The sequence below is a fragment of the Roseinatronobacter monicus genome (assembly GCF_006716865.1).
Classification (GTDB): domain Bacteria; phylum Pseudomonadota; class Alphaproteobacteria; order Rhodobacterales; family Rhodobacteraceae; genus Roseinatronobacter; species Roseinatronobacter monicus.
Window position 1 is genome coordinate 173,423 of the sequence record NZ_VFPT01000001.1, and the last position, 19,242, is coordinate 192,664.

Here is a 19,242-nt window from a genome sequence, read left to right on the forward strand (position 1 = left end):
ATCCGCCGGATTTAGCGAAAATCCGCGACAAAGGACGCTGTTTCGCCGCATTCCTGTCCTGCCCCGCGCCGCGCCATCCCCTCAGCCTTGGTCTTGGGTGACTATAAAGGTGGGGTGGAATGCGGCTGCATGGGCAGGGCCGTGTCCAGACGGGTATCGACACGTTCGATACCTCTTTGGGTGCGATGACGATCTGGCAAGATGCGCCCGGCGGGCCGTTGCTGTTGGCCAGCTCCGGGCGTCATGGTGGCATGAGCGCGTGGCGCGTGTCTGCGGCGGGCACGCTGATCTTGCAAGATACAGTCGGGTTTGACGCAAACGGGCTGAATGCCGCGCGGGATCATCTGGTGCTGGCCGAGTTACAAGGCGAGATGATTGCCTTCTTCGGGGTGGGCGGCACGGCATTCTGGGGGCATGTGATCAACCCTGATGGCACATTTGGTGTGCGCAGGCAGGTCGGGTTCGAGCGCGTGAAACAGGAAATTGCAGCGGGCCATGACGGGTTCGTGCACCTCTGGGCGCTGATGCAGGACACAGTGCCAGACGGCTTTGCCAACAGCACCGTCTGGACCGGGACGCGCGGCGTGGCCAGAACAGAAGACGGGGCGTTGCTGCTGGTCAGCAGTTTCGAGAATGCGCTGCATGTGTTGCCAGGTGCAGGCGGGGTGCAACAGGCAGGCGGCAGCATGGGGATGGCGGCACCCACCGGATTGGTGGCATTTGCAGATGCGGGCTATGGCGCGCGCGCGGTCGTCGCAGGTGCAGGGGGGTCTTCGCTGTCGGTGCTGCGCGCGGGCGCGCAGGGCTTCGTACCGGTCGAGCATGTCACCGACACGGCCAGTACGGCCTTCTATCGGGTGCAGGCCATCAGCGGGGTGCAAGTGCAGGCACAGCGCGGCCCGCTTGATCTGGTGCTTGTGGGCGGGGCCGATCATGGCGTGTCGCTGTTTGCACTGACGCCCGAAGGGTGGCTGATCTGGATGGACACCTATTTCGACACAGCCCTCACGGGATTGCACAATGTCGCCACGTTGCAAACGGTTGTGCACGGCGACCGCCTGATTGTCGCCGCCACATCAGGGCGCGATCCGGGCATCAGCCTGTTGACCCTGTCAGTGACGGGCTTGGGCGGGCTGGTCAATGACGGGCAGGGGGGCGCTGAGGATGACATTATCATCGCGCGCCCCGGCGTGACGACCCTCACCGGGGGCGGTGGGCGCAATCTGTTTGTTATCCGGTCGCAACCCGATGCAATCACCATCACCGATTTCACCCCCGGACTGGACCGGCTGGACTTGTCCGTGTGGCCAATGCTGCGCCATGTCAGCCAACTGGAAATCACGCCCGGAACTGGCGGGACGCGGATCGCGTATCGCGGCCATGAAGTGCATCTGTTCTCAAAATCAGGTCAGGCGCTGGGTGCAGACGACATCTTTCCACATGGGCTGGAAGGGCCTGACCGGGTCATGGTTCTAAGCCATTCCGAATTATACGCCGCCGCCCCCGAACCTGCGCCCGACCCTGAACCACAGCCCGATCCCGACCCCGCCCCGGCACCACAGCCGCCGCCCGCTGACCCCGAACCCGACCCCACGCCGCCAGATCCAATTCCGACCGGCGATGGACGCGTGGCCTTGCGCGATATGTCCGGGCGGCCCTTGGCCGATGCGCTGGTCACCTTCACGCTGGAAACGGGGGAGAGGTTGCAAATTTTGGCAAATGGCGCAGGGGTGGCGGGACTGCCTGATCTTCCCCTTGCCCGACTTGATGCCACCCGCCCTTGGGCACCCGCCACAGGTGACCCGAATGCCACAGCGCGCGACGCGTTGGATGTGCTACGACTGGCCGTTGGGCTGAACCCGTCATTTGGTCCCGCGACGGCTCAGAATTTCATTGCCGCCGATATCAACGGTGACGGGAGGGTTACGGCACTTGATGCGCTCGACGTCTTGCGCGCGGCAGTCGGGCTTCGGACAGACCATCCGCCGCGCTGGGTATTTTTCGATGCGGATACGGAATGGAACAGCTTGGCACTAAGCACCAGCAACACAGTGCTGCCCCAAGGGCTGGCCCTTGATCCGGCATGGGAGGGCGGCGATTTGGCCATGACTGGCGTTTTGCTAGGATATATGAGCCTGCCGACCTGAGCGCGCTTGCCCAATTGGCGCTGGTCCGCTTAGTGATTGGTGTCAGACGGTTTACGCGGTGCGGGGGTGACCCAGTCTGCCAGTGCAGGTTCTTGCGCATGTGCGCTGGCCAGCGCGTCGAAAAAGCCCGAAAGTTCAGAATCTGCGGTCGGCGATGCTGCGGCTTTGGGGGGCGCGCGCAGGGGCAGGGCTTCGGCATGGGCGAGAAAGCTCAGATGGTGCTGCGCCACCAGTGCCGAATAGACCAGCGCCAAGGCCCCCGCGCGGTGCAGATCCGCCAGTGCAACGCGCCCCAGATCGGCCAAAGCACCGGCGTCCACCTGCATCAGCGCGGTGCTGGGAACCTCCATACCTTCGGGCGGTGCAAACGGGGTCAGCAAGCCCGCGCGGGTGATGGCCGCCATAGCGCTGCGCGTTTGCGCTTCAGCATGGACACGGTTGCGAAAGAAATCGACCACATGCGCCAGTTCAGGGCTAAGCGCCCCATCCGGCGTGAAGAACGCCACATCCTGCGGGTCATCGGTGACAAGGCCGCTGTCTTCATCCACCATAAACGCAAACTGCTCGCCTTGGGTGGCACGGGCATGGAACGGATGCACCCGCAGGATCGAGGGCACATAAGACCCGCGCCAAACACCATTCTGCGCCACCAGCGCTGTCTGCTTGCCCAGCCGGGTCAGCGCAACCGGCAAGGGGCCGGTGGCGCTGGCGGTGAACAGAAGCGGCAGGCAGGCGGCAATCTGTTCATGCTCGCCCAGCACAATGGGCACGACGGGATGCGCCTGCACGAAGGCATAAGTAGAAAACCGCCGCCAGCGCCGGGTGCCGTGGCGCTCGGGGCTGACGGGGATCAGGTTCGGCCCGGCGCTCATCGCGCCGAGCCGGGTGATATGAAACGCACGGCTATCAAGTGTTATACTGCTCGAAGCCAATGATATTGGCGGACGAGAAGCCGGACAGATCGCCGATACCTTTAAATTCGGCATAAGTCTTTGCCGAATTTTCTGCAGTCACACTTACATCGCTGCCATCAAAGCCGATGCTTGTCAGGCGTGCATTCTCACCATCTCCGATCAACAAGTACAACGCATCATTGTTTTCCCATCCGCTCAAGGCATTCTGCACTATGGCCGCGATTTCGCTGTTATCGTCAAGGTTCGTGACCGCTGTGGTAAAGACCAAAAGCCCGACATTATCCCCCAGTGCCTCGCCATCGCTATTCGAAACTTGGAAATCGGTGCCATCGCCACGTAGAAGGTCTTGATCAAACATGTCGAAGGCAAACGCAAACCGGTCCGCCAAGGCCCCCTCAAGGGTAAAGCCGGTGATCGTGTCAAACCCGTTCGCAACGGACCCGCCCTCAAAGATGATCGTGTTCACACCGGGTGCAGAAACGTCGATCTGATCATCGCCATCGCGCCCACGGATCACCGTGTCAACATTGGCAGCAACAATCTCGTCGTTACCATTCGTACCTGTGTAGCTGACCAATGGACCGATTTCGCGCTCAAATTCCGCGCTGTCTGCATTAATCACCATTCTCTCGGCTAGCGCGCTCGCATCGAATGTTGCGCCTGCGGGTACGGTGTTCGGGATTCGCACTTCGACAACACCATTCGCGCCATCATTGATCTCAAACTGAAACGTGTACAGTGGAATCTCTCGAAGATCAGTCAGTGTCGAGAGGTTAAACAAAAGCACGTTTATAAGACCTGCTTCAATGTTGTTTTCCACCCTGTCTCCAATGACGAAATCTGGATGCGAGCCGGCGTTGCGAAAAGGGTTCAAAGCGCCGGCGATTTCAATGTCTTCTATCGGCACGGACACAATGGAGCCTAATGAAGGATCAACAAAAACATCAAAAGACGCTTGGAAAATTCTTCCGCCGATTTCGTCCAGATTGACATCAACTGCGAAGTCTAGAGTATTTCCAGTCTGGCCTGTATTGAACACAGTAAGATTTGACGCTTGATACGTCACCACAGTTTCGCTGACTTCTGCCTTGCGGTCAGATGCGTTGGTAACTTCTGCGCTGAACACGATTTCTTGGCCAGCGACGAACCCACTTATGTTCGGTGTGAATGTCACCGTCCAGTCACCGTTTTCGTCTACGGTTGGGTTTTGCTCGGGGTTGCCAAAAAGCTGGTTCTTTATGTCATCACCATTCCCGACAAACAATGTGACTTCCTGATTTTTCTGAACCCCACGAGTCGTGCCCGACAGGGTGATCTCGCCACTCTCTGCGATATCCGCGAGAATCAGCGCGCCATCTTCGCCTAGAGGATTAAACGTGATCTCGGGTGGGAAATTTGAGCTGACGGAAATTTCGGCTGTCGCCGGAACTGGAAAGCTGCCATCGCTGACACTTACGGTTAATTCCCAGTCTGTCTGGTCAGACGCCCTCTGAACATCACTTGGCTCGATATTAAGTGACCACACCCCATTCTCGACTTGGGCACTGTCTGTGAACCTATTTTCGGCATCATTTTTGTCCACGAAGGTGATTGTGACATTTTGACCATCAGGCACATCAGTTGTTGTACCGGAAATGGTAAATCCATTCTCGAATTCATCCAGCCCGATCACGAACCCTTTGGTAGGGTTTGTGATCGTTATTGAAGGTATGACGACAGCGTTGATGAAGCCTGCCGCGCCCGTGCCTTCGTTTCCAGCGCCATCGACTGTGCGCACCTCGATTGTTTCCAGACCTGCCAGCTCCGTTACAGGAATATCAACACTCCACACCTCGTCCGTCACTGTCGGGGCCGGATTAAGTACAAGCGCTGTACCATCGATAAGCACAGTTACAGGCGCGCCATCAACTGCGCCTGTGGCCGTGCCGGTCAATACGACTGTGGCCAGAGGTTCGCCGCTGTCATCGTACAATTCATTGGCTGTCAGGGTGCCATCTGGCGCGATGCCTGCAAGGCTGGTCACGGTGACTTCGGGCGGGGCGGTATCGAGCTTGAATTCCAGCGCGGCGGAAGGGTCGGATTGGTTATTCGCAAGGTCGGTCTGGCGCACAGTAACAGATTTTACGCCATCACCCGTCAGCGTGAAGCTGGCCCCTTCAACCGGTGTCCAGTTTGCACCCCCGTCAACAGAGTATTCTGCCGAGGCACCATCTTCCAGATTGGTGATATTGACCTGACCATTGCTGGTTTCACCGGCCACCGTGCCCGTGTCTTGCGCCAGCTCAAGGTCAGGCGCATCCGGGGCTATGGTGTCCTTGGTCAGCGTCACGTCCTGTGCCGGGACAGGAACCGGAACCCCGTCGATCAAGCTGGTCGCGCTGATGATGAAATCACCCTCATTTTCAGGCAGGTCTTCGGGGTCAAAGCTGGTTTCCCAACGGCCTTCATCATCCGCCTGAATGTCCCTTGTGGCGCCACCTGTCAGCGTGACGGTTACATCCGCACCCGGCAGGGACACGCCCTCAACCACCAGCTGCTGGCCCGCCGCTTCTTCATTGATGAAGCCCCCCGTTGCAGGGCTGGTAATCGCTACTGGCGGTGTCGAGAAATCGGTGGTGACTGTGGTGGCGCTGGTATCAGAGTTGTTTGCTCGGTCCGAAACACTGGCGCTGATTGTAATGTCGGCCCCGTCGTCAAGCGCTTTGATTACAGATGCGGGCACATTGGCGGACCAGCTTCCGTCCGCTTGGACGACAACACCGGGAATGTTCTGCCCGTTGAAGGTGACCGTGATGGGTCGGTCGGCTTCAACACCTGTGGTGTCACCTTTCACTGTGACGCCGATAAATGTGTTCAGCGTTTCAATCACGACAGGGTCGATGCGAATCTCAGCGATGAAATCCGTCCCCACTGTAGCTTCGTCTTGCTTTGCCGGATTGCCCGCGGCATCCGCAACATTTGCTGTAATCTCAACGGGAACGCCGCTAACCAGCCCCAGCGCAGTGAGGTCAGCCGCAGTGATGGGCACGGACCAAGCCGCGTCCGTCACAGTGGCGGTGAATTCGGTGCCGTTCAGGGTCAGCGTGACAATCTGGCCATTCTCTGCCCCTTCGGCGGTGCCCTCGATCACAATGCCTTCGCCTTTTTCGGCAGCATTGATGACGTCGTCACCAGCGATTGGGGTGGTGATCGTGATTTCGGGGGCGATTGTGTCAATAAAGACCACTGCGCTGCCCGAGGCGACATCTTCGGTCACGGTATCGGATGTCGGATTGCCCTCGTCATCTTCGCCCTCGACTGTGCTGGTGCGCTCCACCCGGTAGCTGAGCGTCTGCTGGCCTTGAAACTGGGCAAGGTCAATTGCGCTTGGGAAGTTGAGCGACCCATCCTCGCCGATGGTGACTTTAACCTCATCACCGTCACCAATCTTGAGGAAAAGACTGTCCTCTGGCCCCAGTTCCGGCAACGATCCAAAGACTGCCGTGACATTTTGCAGGCTTGTCGGGGTTATCGCGCTTGCATTCAGCACTGGAATCGCGGGCGCGCTGTCATTGGCGGAAGAGCCGCCGCCGCCCCCTGCGGCTGCGGCTGCAAGGCCAAGCCCCCCAACCGCCGCTGCGATGCCCGCGCCGCCGATTCCGCCACCGGCACCAGCCGCACCGGATACCGCAGTTCCGGCAACCACTTCGGCCACAAGTTCCGCTGCCGCCGCGCTGATCATCACCGACCCATCCGCAGCCAGTTGCACAGAGGACGCAGCGACCTGCACCTGCTGGCCATTTCCAAGCGTAAGCTGCGCGCTGCCATCAGCATTCAGTGCAACCGAGCGGACACCTGCGATATCCAGAACATTGACCAGCCCTTCGGCGCTTTGGGCCTGTGCCAGAAGCGGCAATGTCAGGACTGTGGCACCCAGCCCGGCGGACACGCGGCGCTGATTTCTGGCAATCCATTTCTGGACATAGGCCCGCCGTGTGGCAGGGTCCATATCTGCGCGCAAACTGGTGGTCAAAACCGGGCTGTGTTCATTCATGTGAACCCTCATATCTATATGTTTTTTTAAAATCGTGAAAACTATCTAGGGTTGATACTGGCACAGAGCACGCGGCTGTAAAAGACCTGATAGCGTGCCATTCCCATTTTGCCGAAGGCTGTGTCCTGAAGGACTCTGCCTGTGGCTACGGGGCGATCAGATAACCGCCTCCATGTTCCCCAACAAGATGCCCTGCATATCGACGCCAGACGTGTTCTCGGTCAGGTTTGCAAGGCTGACGCCGGTTTCGACTGTGGTGTTGCTCCGCGACAGTCCAAGGTCATCAAAATTGGTATCGGCGTCAAAGAACACCCAGCGCGGCGCAAATTCCGAGTTGAGCCCGACTGCCGCGCGCAGCACTTCCAAGGCGTCCTGCGCTGTGACCCTGCCGTCGCCGTTGATATCTGCCGCAATGAAGTTCTGGGCCGTCGCCTCTCCGAAGGATGGTGCAAGGCCAACAGCTATGCGCAGCACATCCAGCGCGTCCATTGCTGTAATCCTTGGGTCGATCGCCTTGTCGTAAGCGCGGCTCGCGTCAAGATGGCCCGACGCATTCTGGCCCATTTCAAATTCGAATGCGTTGCCGCCATGGGTCAGTCTGGTCAGATTGACAGCGCTGCCCGCAGGCCGGAAAGTGACTGTGGCCCCAGTCAGTTCCTCGCCGTTGCTCGATTGCAACTGGCCCGCAACAGTCAGCAGGTCTTGCAACGCGCCGCCCGTCACTTCGGGTACGGACACGTTAGCATTGGGGTCATTGCTTATGCGTTCCTCTATGGCGGTATTGACGATTTTTGCGCTTTCCAGATAGCTCTCGTCGCCGGTCAGAAGCAGGTCCAGCACGGCATTGTTGAAGGCGAATGTCCCCTGGGTCAGGCCGGCATCCGCTGCTTGCTGTTCGGCGGCGCTGCGGTCAACTTCATCGAAATCATCCAGCGTGATCATCCGTGTCGGGTAATCGGGCAGGTAGAAGCTGCCTGGTCCCTCGCCAGCGGCATAGCTGAACAGTGTTGTCTCTTCGGTGACGCGCCAGTCCTCGCGGAACTGGCCATAAACGCCCCAGATGTCATTCTCTGGATCATCGCCAAAGACCAGTCCCGGCTCGCGGGTCAGAGGTGTGCCATCGGCCAGCACCAGATCATTGTCCGGGTTGCCATCGAAATTGCCGAGCAACCCTTCAACCTTCTCCTCCCAGAACCTATTGAGCGCCACGCCGATATCAACCCGCGTGCCCACCAGTGTGACAACGACCGCCGAATAGCCGGTATCCATGCTGCCATCGCGTGTATGGACCAGAATATAAGTGTCGCCATCGCGGTAAATGCGGTCATGGCCCACGAATACCATACTCTGGTCGGCAACTTCCTGCGCAGCGCCATTGACCCTAACCGCAACAGTGCCGTGCGCGTTGATCATCACCTTGCCGCCGTCCAGTTGCACCGCAGCCGCGATATTGGCAGTCACGTTTTCGCCTGCGGGCGACATGCGCGCCTGCACTTCGAAATCACTGCCATCCGTCGCGCGCACCAGCACATATTCACCTGCTGCGTGGAAATCATAGCCCAGTCCGTCATGCGTCAGCAAATGCGGATCGCCAGTGGCAAAGGCGAGTTCCAGATCTGCCAGCGACGGGAATTCAAACGGGGTGAGCAACAGGTCCAGTTCGCGCAGGAAATCCTCAAAGCTTTCCACACCATCAGCCCGCAGGATTTCCTCGCCCCCCGGTGCCGTGATCACAAGGGTTTCGAATGAAAATCCGGCCAGATCGCTTAGCATCGGTTCGCCCTGGCCTGTGCCAAAGGCTTGCAGGACAAGTGGGTTGCTGAAAGTGACTACCTCGGAAAAGTCAGCATTGTTCTGCGTGTAGGTGGAGTTCCATTCTGGAAATTCGATCCTGATCCAGTCAACATCGCCAACCGTGTCAACCGCGCCGAAGAAACTGGCACCGGAGTTCAGGATATAGGGCGTTGTCGTGTTGGCTGGCGCATCGCCCGCGTTTTCGAATGTCCACTGATTAACATCACCGACTTCCCCGAAATAATTGCTTGTAAGCTGGTAAACTCCGGTCTGGGTCTGCCAATCCGCGAACTGGGTCGAATCAGCGCTGATGGCTGCATAATATGTTCCGGATGGAAGGTTCTGGAAGGCGACCCGAACCATGTTCGGTTCATCATCGCTAAAGGAATAAGGCAGCCCCGCAACCTCGTCCCCGTTACTGTCAAACAGACGCAGCACCGGTACGATCTGTTCACGGGGCGGGTTGAAGAACTCGAACAGTTGTTCAACACTGATATCGGCGCCTGTCAGCGTCAGTGTGTAGCCGTCGATATTGAGCGTCAGGTTGTCGCCGGTCTGTAGCGAGACCAACACATCATCCCCGTCGCGCAGCGTAAAGCCGGTAAAGCCGTATTCATCCAGCGACCCTTCGGCATCACCACCAATGATATCCGCCAGAGTGATGAGTTGCGACAGTGTGACGGGAAAGCCGCCGGTCAGTTCCAGACTCTGCGCACCGCTGGTGAAGGTCAGACTTTCCGGCGCAATGTCGAAATCGGCAATCCTCAGGGCCCCGTAATCGACGCTGATCTGGGTCAGGGTGCCATTCGCGGTGCCTTCTTCAATGGCGGCTTCCAAATCGTCCAGCGTGCCGGAGAATGCAGCGCCGCTGCCTGAGACACGGAATGTGTAGTTGAACGGGTCTGTGTCATCGAGGCTGCGCAGGACCACTGTTAGACTTGAAGAACTGAGCGTCGGGTCTTCGACGATAAGGTCACTCCGCAGAGAGAAATTGTCGAACAGGGCCATATAGTCCAGTGTGAAATCCGGCAGGCGGGTGTCGCTCAACCCGCTCAACAGCTCTTCAAAATTCTCGTTCAAAGTTATTGTGGTCATAAGCCAGATGATCCTCTATTGAAAAGTGACCCCGTAGCGAAAATTATCTGGGGGAAATTGAATTTAGTTTCTTTGGTTATTTATGACGCAAGATATTGGCGCAGATCAAGGTGAATCGAAAAGTTCCCCGCGTTTGATGTTATTTTTGGCGATACCGATGCGGGGTCGCAATCGTCTTGCTGCCCTGCTTATCTGCGCATTGGCGGGGTGTGCTGCCAGCCCTGACCCAATGATCGGCGTGCGTTTCGCGCAGGCAGATCTGGCCTATGGGCAAGGCGCGCTGGATCACGCGGTGGCGGGTTTCATTGGGCCCAAGCGCGCGGGTGGCGCGAACTCTGGCGGGGTGTTTGGTGGCAATGATACCAGCAGTGCAGGCCGCGATACCAAGGCGCGCGCCGATATCGACTATCGGACGATCAAGGGGCGGGAACTGGCGCTGATGGTCGGCGTGCAGCACCCTGTCAGCGAAGGCTGGCATGTGGATGGCGCGTTGCGGCTGGGGCAGGGACGGGTGGACTATGTCTTACCCGCAGGCAGCCTGCGCGTGCCCTTCGGGGCATTCGCTGTCATCATTGACGAGCCGGTCACCTTGCGCGCGCGCACGCGCTTTATCGAGGGCGAAGCGCTGGCCTTTCGCCGCGTTGCCCAGCGCCTGCCGGGGCAGTTGGAACTTGGCGCAGGTGGCGGGGTGCGGCTGACTGACAGCCGGTTGCAGGTGCAGACTGAAACACTGTTCCCGATTAAAATCGACAGCCACCACCGGGCGCGTCAACCCTACGGCGCAGTGCAGGCCCGCTACCGTCTGGCGCATCTGCCCGCGCGCGGCTTTGTCGAGGGGCGGGTCTATGGGCGCAAGACCGCCGGTCTGCGCGCCGGGGTGGACCTGACCTTTCCATGAACGCAGGCAAGCCCGCGAAGGTGAAGGGCGCGGTCGGTGGGTTTAGGGCACCTCAATGGGTTTTGCCTAGTGTTCTGGCTCACGCATTCCTGCAAGATCATGCCGAGGTAGCCCATGTCCGAACTCTCTGCGAGGTTGTCATTACCTTTCCTGCAACCAGCTCAGGCCCAAAAACACGTCACCCATAACGAGGCGCTAGAAGTGCTCGACCTTCTGGTGCAACTGAGTGTTGAGGGGTTCAATGCGACCACCCCGCCTGTCGCAGCGCAAGACGGGCAGGTCTGGGCCTTGGGGCCTGCGCCGGGCGGTGAATGGGCCGGGCAGGGCGACAAGCTTGCTGCGCGCGTCGGCGGGGCATGGGTCTTTGTGACGCCTGCGCCGGGGTGGTATGCGACACAAGGCACGGCGCTGCGCATTTTTGACGGGGGCGCTTGGGTTCTGCCTGACACGGGCGCGCTGCAAAACATTGACGGGGTGGGCATCGGGACAAGCTTTGATGCGACCAACCCGCTGGCTGTGGCGGGGCTGTCCACGCTGCTGACCCATAGCGGTGCGGGTCATCAGTTGAAGATCAACAAAAATGCGGCCCCTGATACCGCAAGCTTGTTGTTCCAGACCGCGTGGTCAGGGCGCGCCGAAATGGGCATTGCGGGTAATGATAATTTTGCCATCAAGGTCAGTGCAGATGGCAGTGCATGGCGCGACGGGTTGCGCATTGACGGCGCAAGCGGGGTGGTCAGTTTGCCAAATGGCGCGCAACTGGACACCGCGCTGACGGGCACGGCTGTGGTGCAGTCCGATGTCGATACAACTGCGGGGCGGCTGCTGACGACCGGCGCGGGGCCAGATCAGGCCTATCGTCGGGCCAATATTCTGGGCGCTGTGTCGCAATCCGGCGGAGTGCCCACCGGGGCCGTGATCGAGCGGGGCAGCACTGCGAATGGCGTATATGTGCGCTTTGCGGATGGAACTCAGATCTGTACCCATACGCTCAATGCGGGTGATCCGACAGCCCAAGGGGCAGGCAGTTTCGCCGACCCGTACCGGACGGGCAGCACAGACTGGACATACCCGGCACCATTCGCCGAGCGTCCGGCCATTACGGCACATCCCACGGTCGACAGTGCCGATGCGGGCGACCGGCGCATGATCGTCTCGACCGGTGCAGCAACATTAAGCGCGGTTGCGGCGGTGCAGGCGTCACGTATGTCAGGCAGCACCGGCACGGCGGCGTGTATGATAGATCTTGTCGCAATCGGGCGCTGGTTCTGAAGGTGGCGCTGGTCACTCCCCGATTGAACCTGTAGCGGATCGCGCCTAGTTTAAGCGCCTGTCCCATAGAAGGCGCGCATCATGACCAATCCGCTTCTTGCCGAATGGCAAGCTGACTTCAACCTTCCGCCCTTTGCCCAGATCAATGACGCGGATTTCGCGCCTGCATTCGAGGCGGCGATGCAGGCGGGCCGTGCGGCCTATGCCGCGATTGCAGGCAATCCCGCGCGCCCCACATTCGCCAACACGATCGAGGCTATGGAGCAGGCGGATCATCTGCTGGACCGTGTGGCGGGGGTGTTTTTCAACCTGTCGGGCAGCGATTCAAACCCCGCGCGCGAAGCATTGCAGCGTGACTTGTCGCCGCAACTCTCGGCTTATTCGTCCGAGATCGTGAACAATCGCGCGCTGTTTGACCGGATCGAGGCGCTGTGGTCCGCGCACGACAGCCTTGATCTGACGGACGAGCAAGCGCGCGTGCTGATGCTGTATCGGCGCATGTTTGTGCGCGCAGGTGCGGCGCTGAAGGGGGGTGATGCCGCGCGGCTGACCGAAGTAAAATCCCGGCTTGCCACGCTGGGCACGCAATTTACGCAAAACCTGCTGGCGGATGAGCGTGAGTGGATGATGCCGCTGGGCGATCTGGCGGGCTTGCCGGATTTCGTGATTGCCAGCGCCAAAGCGGCGGCTGTTGAGCGTGGGCGCGACGGGCATGTCGTGACGCTGAACCGCTCGCTGATTGTGCCGTTCTTGCAGTTCTCAACGCGGCGGGATTTGCGCGAAAAAGCCTATGAGGCGTGGACGGCACGCGGCGCAAACGGTGGCACGACCGACAACCGCGCGATTGCGGCGGAAGTGCTGGCCTTGCGGTCAGAGCGCGCCAGCCTGTTGGGATATGAGAGTTTCGCGCGCTACAAGCTGGAAACCGAAATGGCAGGCAGCCCCGAAGCGGTGCGCGATTTGCTGAAGCAGGTTTGGGAGCCCGCACGCGCCAAGGCCGTCGCGGATGCGGCAAAGCTGGAGGCGATGCTACACGCAGACGGGCACACAGGCCCGCTAGAGCCGTGGGACTGGCGTTTCTATGCAGACAAACTGCGCCGTGCGGAACATGATCTGGATGAGGCCGCGCTGAAGCCCTACTTGTCGCTAGAGGCGATGATCGCAGCCGCGTTTGACTGTGCGCACCGTCTGTTCGGGCTGGAATTCCGCGCGCTGGATGCGCCCCTCTACCACCCGGATGCCCGTGCATGGGAAGTCACCCGCGATGGTCGCCATATGGCGGTGTTCATCGGCGACTATTTCGCGCGGTCGTCCAAGCGGTCGGGGGCGTGGTGCTCGACCATGCGCAGCCAGCGTAAACTGGGCGGCGAGGTGCGGCCCATCGTTGTAAATATCTGCAATTTCGCCAAGGGGGATCCGGCGTTGCTGTCCTATGATGACGCGCGCACGCTGTTTCATGAATTCGGCCATGCGCTGCATCAGATGTTGTCAGATGTGACCTATGGGCTGATTTCCGGCACCTCGGTCGCGCGTGATTTTGTGGAGCTTCCCAGCCAGCTTTATGAACATTGGCTTGAAGAGTCCGAAGTACTGGCCAAACATGCCCGCCATGTCGAGACGGGCGAGGCGATGCCACAAGATATGCTGGACCGTCTGCTGGCCGCGCAAAACTTCGATCAGGGGTTTGCGACAGTCGAATATATTGCCTCGGCGCTGGTCGATCTGGAATTTCACGATGGCCCGCCCCCCAGTGACCCGATGCAGAAACAGGCGCAGGTGCTGGATGCGCTGGGCCTGCCGCGTGCCATTCGGATGCGCCACGCCACGCCCCATTTCGCGCATGTGTTTTCGGGGGATGGGTATTCCAGCGGCTATTACAGCTACATGTGGTCCGAAGTCATGGACGCCGACGCCTTCGAGGCGTTTCGTGAAGCGGGCGATGCGTTTGATCCGCAGATCGCAGGCAAGTTGGAGAGATTTATTCTGTCCGCGGGCGGCAGCGATGAGGCCGAGAACCTGTATACCGCATTTCGCGGGCGGATGCCGGGGGTCGAGGCGCTACTGAAAGGTCGCGGGTTGGCGGCCTGAGAAAAAGGGCCGGGGAAGAACCCCGGCCCATTGCTTGGCACTATATCAATAGCGCTTAGATCGTGTAGCGCAGCACCGCGGCCAGATCCGCCTCTTGCGGAATGTCGGCACGGCGCACGGCAATGACCTTGCCGCCATTGGCAATGACACGACCTGCGATTTCGTCGATAACACCGTAGCTTACGGCGCTTTCGGCCTTGTCCATCGTGATCTCGCCGGTTTCTTCATCGACCAGACCGGGAACAACGCTGTCCATATCGACCAGCAAGGTATCGACTGCGCCAAAGGTCGCGGCCCGCGCAATGCGTGCGATCTGCGTTGTGGCGCGGCCCTCATTTTCGCGTGCTGAGTAGAGTGTCGCAAACTCGGCAACTGCTTCGGCGTTGATGCCATCGACAATCGTGCGCGCCTGTGTGCCCAGATCATGCGCCGGAATCCGAACCGGGCTGGTGGTGATCGCTGCCTCGGCCAGATGCGGGTAGCTGTTGATCGAGCGGTACATGGACAAGAGCGGCTCTGTTGCTGCGATGATCAGGGGTTCATGCCGACCTGACAGCAACCCGCGCAACGCCGCGTCGATCTGGCGGCAATACTGGCGCAGATGGTGCTTCTGGCCCTCGCCACCGCCCTGACGTCCCGAATAGCTGCGCGAATTGACATTCGCAGTGCCCGCAACCGAGGCAGCATCCTTGGGCAGATTGGGGACGCGCAATTCCTGCGCTGGCTGGTCGCCCAGCAATTCGATGACGCGCAGCTCATTTTCCGCCAAAGCCAACACAAACGCGTGTTGCGGCATGGAAACGGCGCGCAACAGGGGCTTTAGGTGAAAGCGATCCGCAACTTGCACCGTCTCGGTCAGGTGGTTGGGCAGGCGAAAGCTGCGCAGGCTGTCCGGGGTCACGAAAATGGCCAACGAGTTGGCCTGTGTGCGCCAGAAATCATCATCATCCATCAGGTCATGCAGTTGTTCCTCGATGGGCCAGATCGTGCGTTTTGCCACGCCAACTTCTTCAAGCTGGGCCACAGCATCGCTGGTCAACTGCTTCAAGCGCGTGCGGGCCGCGTCAATATGCTGCGTCTCGGGTGTGGTTTTCAGATAAAGGCTGATCAGGGCTTCGCCGCGTGTTGCGACAAGCTGGCTAATTTCGGGTTGGGTTGGAATGTCGACATATAGCATGGTCACGCTACTCCTGTTAAAAAAACCTGCATTCCCATGTCATGATCTGCGCAGCGTCGCAAGTCGGACCGTCTGTAAGCCCCCTCAATGCAGAAAATTCGTACCGGGGATGAAATTCACAGCTCTGTTACGGTTGCAGCCCTCAAAACCCCTTCCTATATAGCGCCCAAGACACTCCGTTCGGAGAAAGCTACAGACCAGATGGGCCGGGGCCTGACAGGACCAGCCCGCTGCCACATCGCTTGAGAGAGAGGATGCACGAAAATGGGTAAAGTCATTGGTATCGACCTTGGGACCACAAACTCTTGTGTTGCCATCATGGATGGCAGTCAGCCACGCGTGATCGAGAACGCAGAAGGCGCGCGCACAACGCCGTCTATCGTGGCGTTCACGGAAAACGAGCGCCTTGTTGGCCAACCCGCCAAACGTCAGGCCGTCACCAACCCGACCAATACGGTCTATGCCGTCAAGCGCCTGATTGGCCGCCGCCTGACTGATGCCGAAGTTGAAAAGGACAAGAACCTTGTCCCCTATAACATCATCGATGGTGGTAATGGCGATGCATGGGTTGAAACCCGTGGCGAAAAATACAGCCCCAGCCAGGTTTCGGCCGTCATCTTGCAAAAGATGAAGGAAACCGCCGAAAGCTATCTGGGCGAAAAGGTCACGCAGGCCGTGATCACCGTGCCCGCTTATTTCAACGACGCCCAGCGTCAGGCGACCAAGGACGCAGGCAAGATTGCCGGCCTTGAAGTGCTGCGCATTATTAACGAGCCGACAGCAGCGGCGCTGGCTTACGGTCTGGACAAGAAAGAAAGCCGCACGATTGCGGTCTATGACCTTGGTGGTGGTACATTCGATATTACCATTCTGGAAATCGACGACGGCCTGTTCGAAGTGAAGTCGACCAATGGCGACACGTTCCTTGGTGGCGAAGATTTCGACATGCGGATCGTCAACTATCTGGCCAACGAGTTCAAAAAAGAGAATGGCGTTGACCTGACCAGCGACAAGATGGCGCTTCAGCGCCTGAAAGAAGCTGCGGAAAAGGCAAAGATCGAACTGTCCTCTTCCAGCCAGACCGAGATTAACCAGCCGTTCATCAGCATGGACAAGAATACAGGCCAGCCCCTGCACCTTGTCATGAAGCTGACCCGCGCCAAGCTGGAATCGCTGGTGGGCGATCTGATCAAGAACTCGCTCAAGCCGTGTGCGGCTGCATTGAAAGATGCGGGCCTGTCGAAAGGCGATATTGACGAAGTGATCCTTGTCGGCGGTATGACCCGCATGCCCAAGGTGATCGAAGAAGTGACCAGCTTCTTTGGCAAGGAACCCCACAAGGGTGTGAACCCTGACGAAGTCGTGGCTATGGGCGCTGCCATTCAGGCAGGTGTCTTGCAAGGCGACGTCAAGGATGTGGTTCTGCTGGATGTCACGCCTCTGTCGCTCGGGATTGAAACGCTGGGCGGTGTGTTCACCCGCCTGATCGACCGCAACACGACCATCCCGACGAAGAAAAGTCAGGTGTTCAGCACTGCCGAAGACCATCAAAACGCCGTGACCATCCGCGTGTTCCAAGGCGAGCGTGAAATGGCCGCAGACAACAAGATGCTGGGCCAGTTCAACCTTGAAGACATCCCGCCCGCGCCACGCGGCATGCCGCAGATCGAAGTCACCTTTGACATCGACGCCAACGGTATCGTGAATGTCTCTGCGCGCGACAAGGGCACGAACAAGGAACAGAAGATCACCATTCAGGCCTCGGGTGGCTTGTCGGACGAAGATATCGAGAAAATGGTTCAGGACGCCGAGTCAAATGCCGAAGCGGACAAGGCCCGCCGCGAGCTGGTCGAGGCGCGCAATCAGGCAGAAAGCCTGATCCATTCTACCGAAAAGGCCGTGGAAGAGCACAAGGACAAGGTCGACCCGACCACTGTCGAAGCGATCGAGTTGTCCGTGGCTGCGCTGAAAGACACACTGGAAGGCGAGGACGCAGGCAAGATCAAGTCTGGCATACAGAACGTCACCGAAGCGTCGATGAAGCTGGGCGAGGCGATCTACAAGGCGCAGGCTGAAGCCGCTGATCCGGGCGACGCAGGCGGCGATGACGAGCCTCGGAGTGTGGATGACGATATTGTGGACGCCGATTTTGAAGATATCGGCGACGACAAGCGCAAATAAGCCCTCGATGCTGCAATTGGCAACCGGTCTGATCGTTTCTGGCCGGTTGGCCCTTTTTGGGAAAGAACATCATGGCCAAACGCGACTTCTATGACGTGCTGGGGGTCAGCCGCTCTGCTTCTGCTGAAGAGTTGAAAAAAGCTTATCGTAAGAAAGCGAAAGAACTGCACCCGGACCGCAACGCCGACAACCCCAATGCCGAAGCACAGTTCAAGGAAGTGAATGAAGCCTATGATGCGCTGAAAGACGCGGATCGCAAGGCGGCATATGACCGGTTTGGACATGCGGCATTCGACGGCGGCATGAGCGGCGGCGGTGCGCGTCCCGGTGGCGGCTTTGGCGGCAATGCAGATTTTGCGAGCGCTTTTTCGGATGTTTTTGAAGACCTGTTCGGCGATTTTGTCGGCGGCGGGCGCGGTGGCCCACGGTCACGGGCAAGCCGCGGTTCAGACCTGCGCTACAACATGCGCATTACTCTGGAAGAAGCGTATTCCGGCACCAAGAAGACAATCCGCGTTCCGCGCCTTTCGGCCTGTGAAGCTTGCAGCGGCACAGGCGCCGAAGGCGGGGCAGAACCGGTGACATGCCCGACATGCTCTGGCATGGGCAAGGTTCGCGCCCAGCAGGGCTTTTTCACGGTCGAGCGCAGTTGTCCGACCTGCGGCGGTTCTGGTCAGATCGTAAAGAACCCGTGCAAGGTCTGTGCCGGCGCGGGCCGTGTCGAGAAAGAAGCCAGCCTGTCCGTGAATATTCCCGCAGGCGTTGAAACAGGAACCCGCATTCGTCTGTCGGGCGAAGGGGAGGCAGGTCTGCGCGGCGGCAACGCGGGCGATTTGTATATTTTCGTGAATGTGGCAGAGCATCAGATTTTCAAGCGCGATGATGTCACGCTATATTGCCGGGTGCCTGTCAGCATGGCCCGTGCGGCCTTGGGCGGGGAAGTGGAAGTGCCAACCATAGATGGTGGGCGCTCACGCGTGAAAGTGCCTGTCGGCAGCCAGTCCGGGCGTCAGATGCGCCTGCGCGGCAAGGGTATGCCTGCGTTGCGGGGGGGCGGTCATGGCGATATGCTGATCGAGTTGGCGGTTGAAACCCCGGTGAACCTGACGCAACGCCAGAGAGAGCTTTTGGCCGAGTTCGAGAAGCTGAGTGCAGAAAACAACCCTGAAACCAGTGGCTTCTTTGACAAGGTCAAAGGGTTCTGGGACGGAATGAAAAACTGATCAGATCTGGCACGCGCGCGCGGCGCGGGCCTCAATCGTGTTGCGTTCACGCATCAGCCTGTTCATGCGGGCTGAGTCCGCCGCCCGCGCAGAGGGCAATACTGTCGAGCAGGCAATCTGGTCGCCCGAAACGGTAAAGCAATGATATGTATTGTATCCGCGCGATGCGAGCGATGCCGTGAATCCGAATGACCCCGACATTCTTGCCGCGTCAATTTTCGAATCATGCACGCGCAGGGCGTGGCTGGCCTGTTGGCAATCCTGATCGGAACTTGCGCGATGGAAAAATTCCGCGCATCCAGACAACAGTATGGTTGATAGAATAATCAAAATTACCCGCATGGCCCACCCCGTTCCTTCTTGTTCAAGGATGTGTGCTCTTCGTTCCAGAGTGCTGTAGCGCTTGCGCCAGACGTGAAT

General features: G+C 59.2%; 11 protein-coding genes. 6 read left to right on the forward strand and 5 right to left on the reverse strand.

Annotated elements, in window-relative coordinates:
- Positions 1 to 119 precede the first annotated feature (119 nt).
- Entirely contained in the window at positions 120 to 2,147 is a 2,028-nt protein-coding gene (locus tag BD293_RS22585; RefSeq protein ID WP_170207020.1) for a dockerin type I domain-containing protein, read from the forward strand.
- A gap of 29 nt (positions 2,148 to 2,176) precedes the next feature.
- Here the strand turns inward: BD293_RS22585 and BD293_RS00690 are convergent, their stop codons facing one another.
- The 3 genes from BD293_RS00690 to BD293_RS00700 all read right to left on the reverse strand — a co-directional run bounded on the left by BD293_RS00690 (position 2,177) and on the right by BD293_RS00700 (position 9,983).
- Positions 2,177 to 3,019: a SapC family protein gene (locus tag BD293_RS00690; RefSeq protein WP_170207021.1), complete on the reverse strand. Its 843-nt coding sequence runs from the start codon at positions 3,017 to 3,019 to the stop codon at positions 2,177 to 2,179.
- Between the two features lie 34 nt (positions 3,020 to 3,053).
- Positions 3,054 to 7,094: an Ig-like domain-containing protein gene (locus tag BD293_RS00695; RefSeq protein ID WP_142079357.1), complete on the reverse strand. Its 4,041-nt coding sequence runs from the start codon at positions 7,092 to 7,094 to the stop codon at positions 3,054 to 3,056.
- Positions 7,095 to 7,250: 156 nt separating this feature from the next.
- Positions 7,251 to 9,983, reverse strand: coding sequence for a VWD domain-containing protein (locus BD293_RS00700; RefSeq protein WP_142079358.1), 2,733 nt, complete (start codon positions 9,981 to 9,983; stop codon positions 7,251 to 7,253).
- Positions 9,984 to 10,140: 157 nt separating this feature from the next.
- Here BD293_RS00700 and BD293_RS00705 point away from each other — a divergent pair, with 157 nt between their 5' ends.
- The 3 genes from BD293_RS00705 to BD293_RS00715 all read left to right on the forward strand — a co-directional run bounded on the left by BD293_RS00705 (position 10,141) and on the right by BD293_RS00715 (position 14,241).
- Positions 10,141 to 10,881 (forward strand): hypothetical protein, encoded by a 741-nt coding sequence (locus tag BD293_RS00705; RefSeq protein WP_142079359.1) that lies wholly within the window; start codon positions 10,141 to 10,143, stop codon positions 10,879 to 10,881.
- Between the two features lie 114 nt (positions 10,882 to 10,995).
- The gene (locus BD293_RS00710) at positions 10,996 to 12,153 is read left to right on the forward strand and encodes a DUF2793 domain-containing protein (protein WP_142079360.1); all 1,158 of its coding nucleotides are present in this window, start codon (positions 10,996 to 10,998) and stop codon (positions 12,151 to 12,153) included.
- 81 nt (positions 12,154 to 12,234) lie between these two features.
- Positions 12,235 to 14,241 (forward strand): M3 family metallopeptidase, encoded by a 2,007-nt coding sequence (locus BD293_RS00715; protein ID WP_142079361.1) that lies wholly within the window; start codon positions 12,235 to 12,237, stop codon positions 14,239 to 14,241.
- Positions 14,242 to 14,296: 55 nt separating this feature from the next.
- On the opposite strand, the gene BD293_RS00720 is transcribed toward BD293_RS00715, so the two are convergent.
- Positions 14,297 to 15,418 (reverse strand): baeRF11 domain-containing protein, encoded by a 1,122-nt coding sequence (locus tag BD293_RS00720; protein ID WP_142079362.1) that lies wholly within the window; start codon positions 15,416 to 15,418, stop codon positions 14,297 to 14,299.
- 264 nt (positions 15,419 to 15,682) lie between these two features.
- Between BD293_RS00720 and dnaK the strand changes: the two genes are divergently transcribed.
- Together dnaK and dnaJ are read left to right on the forward strand one after the other, a co-directional pair.
- Positions 15,683 to 17,599 (forward strand): molecular chaperone DnaK, encoded by a 1,917-nt coding sequence (gene dnaK, locus BD293_RS00725; RefSeq protein ID WP_142079363.1) that lies wholly within the window; start codon positions 15,683 to 15,685, stop codon positions 17,597 to 17,599.
- A 71-nt stretch (positions 17,600 to 17,670) separates the two neighbouring features.
- Positions 17,671 to 18,822: a molecular chaperone DnaJ gene (gene dnaJ, locus BD293_RS00730; RefSeq protein WP_142079364.1), complete on the forward strand. Its 1,152-nt coding sequence runs from the start codon at positions 17,671 to 17,673 to the stop codon at positions 18,820 to 18,822.
- Here the strand turns inward: dnaJ and BD293_RS00735 are convergent, their stop codons facing one another.
- Positions 18,823 to 19,023 (reverse strand): hypothetical protein, encoded by a 201-nt coding sequence (locus BD293_RS00735; RefSeq protein WP_142079365.1) that lies wholly within the window; start codon positions 19,021 to 19,023, stop codon positions 18,823 to 18,825.
- Positions 19,024 to 19,242 lie beyond the last annotated feature (219 nt).

Coding starts and splice junctions, on each gene's coding strand:
- BD293_RS22585 (WP_170207020.1), top strand. CDS start 120: ATGCGGCTGCATGGGCAGGGCCGTGTCCAGACGGGTATCGACACGTTC.
- BD293_RS00690 (WP_170207021.1), bottom strand. CDS start 3,019: ATGAGCGCCGGGCCGAACCTGATCCCCGTCAGCCCCGAGCGCCACGGC.
- BD293_RS00695 (WP_142079357.1), bottom strand. CDS start 7,094: ATGAATGAACACAGCCCGGTTTTGACCACCAGTTTGCGCGCAGATATG.
- BD293_RS00700 (WP_142079358.1), bottom strand. CDS start 9,983: ATGACCACAATAACTTTGAACGAGAATTTTGAAGAGCTGTTGAGCGGG.
- BD293_RS00705 (WP_142079359.1), top strand. CDS start 10,141: ATGCGGGGTCGCAATCGTCTTGCTGCCCTGCTTATCTGCGCATTGGCG.
- BD293_RS00710 (WP_142079360.1), top strand. CDS start 10,996: ATGTCCGAACTCTCTGCGAGGTTGTCATTACCTTTCCTGCAACCAGCT.
- BD293_RS00715 (WP_142079361.1), top strand. CDS start 12,235: ATGACCAATCCGCTTCTTGCCGAATGGCAAGCTGACTTCAACCTTCCG.
- BD293_RS00720 (WP_142079362.1), bottom strand. CDS start 15,418: ATGCTATATGTCGACATTCCAACCCAACCCGAAATTAGCCAGCTTGTC.
- dnaK (WP_142079363.1), top strand. CDS start 15,683: ATGGGTAAAGTCATTGGTATCGACCTTGGGACCACAAACTCTTGTGTT.
- dnaJ (WP_142079364.1), top strand. CDS start 17,671: ATGGCCAAACGCGACTTCTATGACGTGCTGGGGGTCAGCCGCTCTGCT.
- BD293_RS00735 (WP_142079365.1), bottom strand. CDS start 19,023: ATGTCGGGGTCATTCGGATTCACGGCATCGCTCGCATCGCGCGGATAC.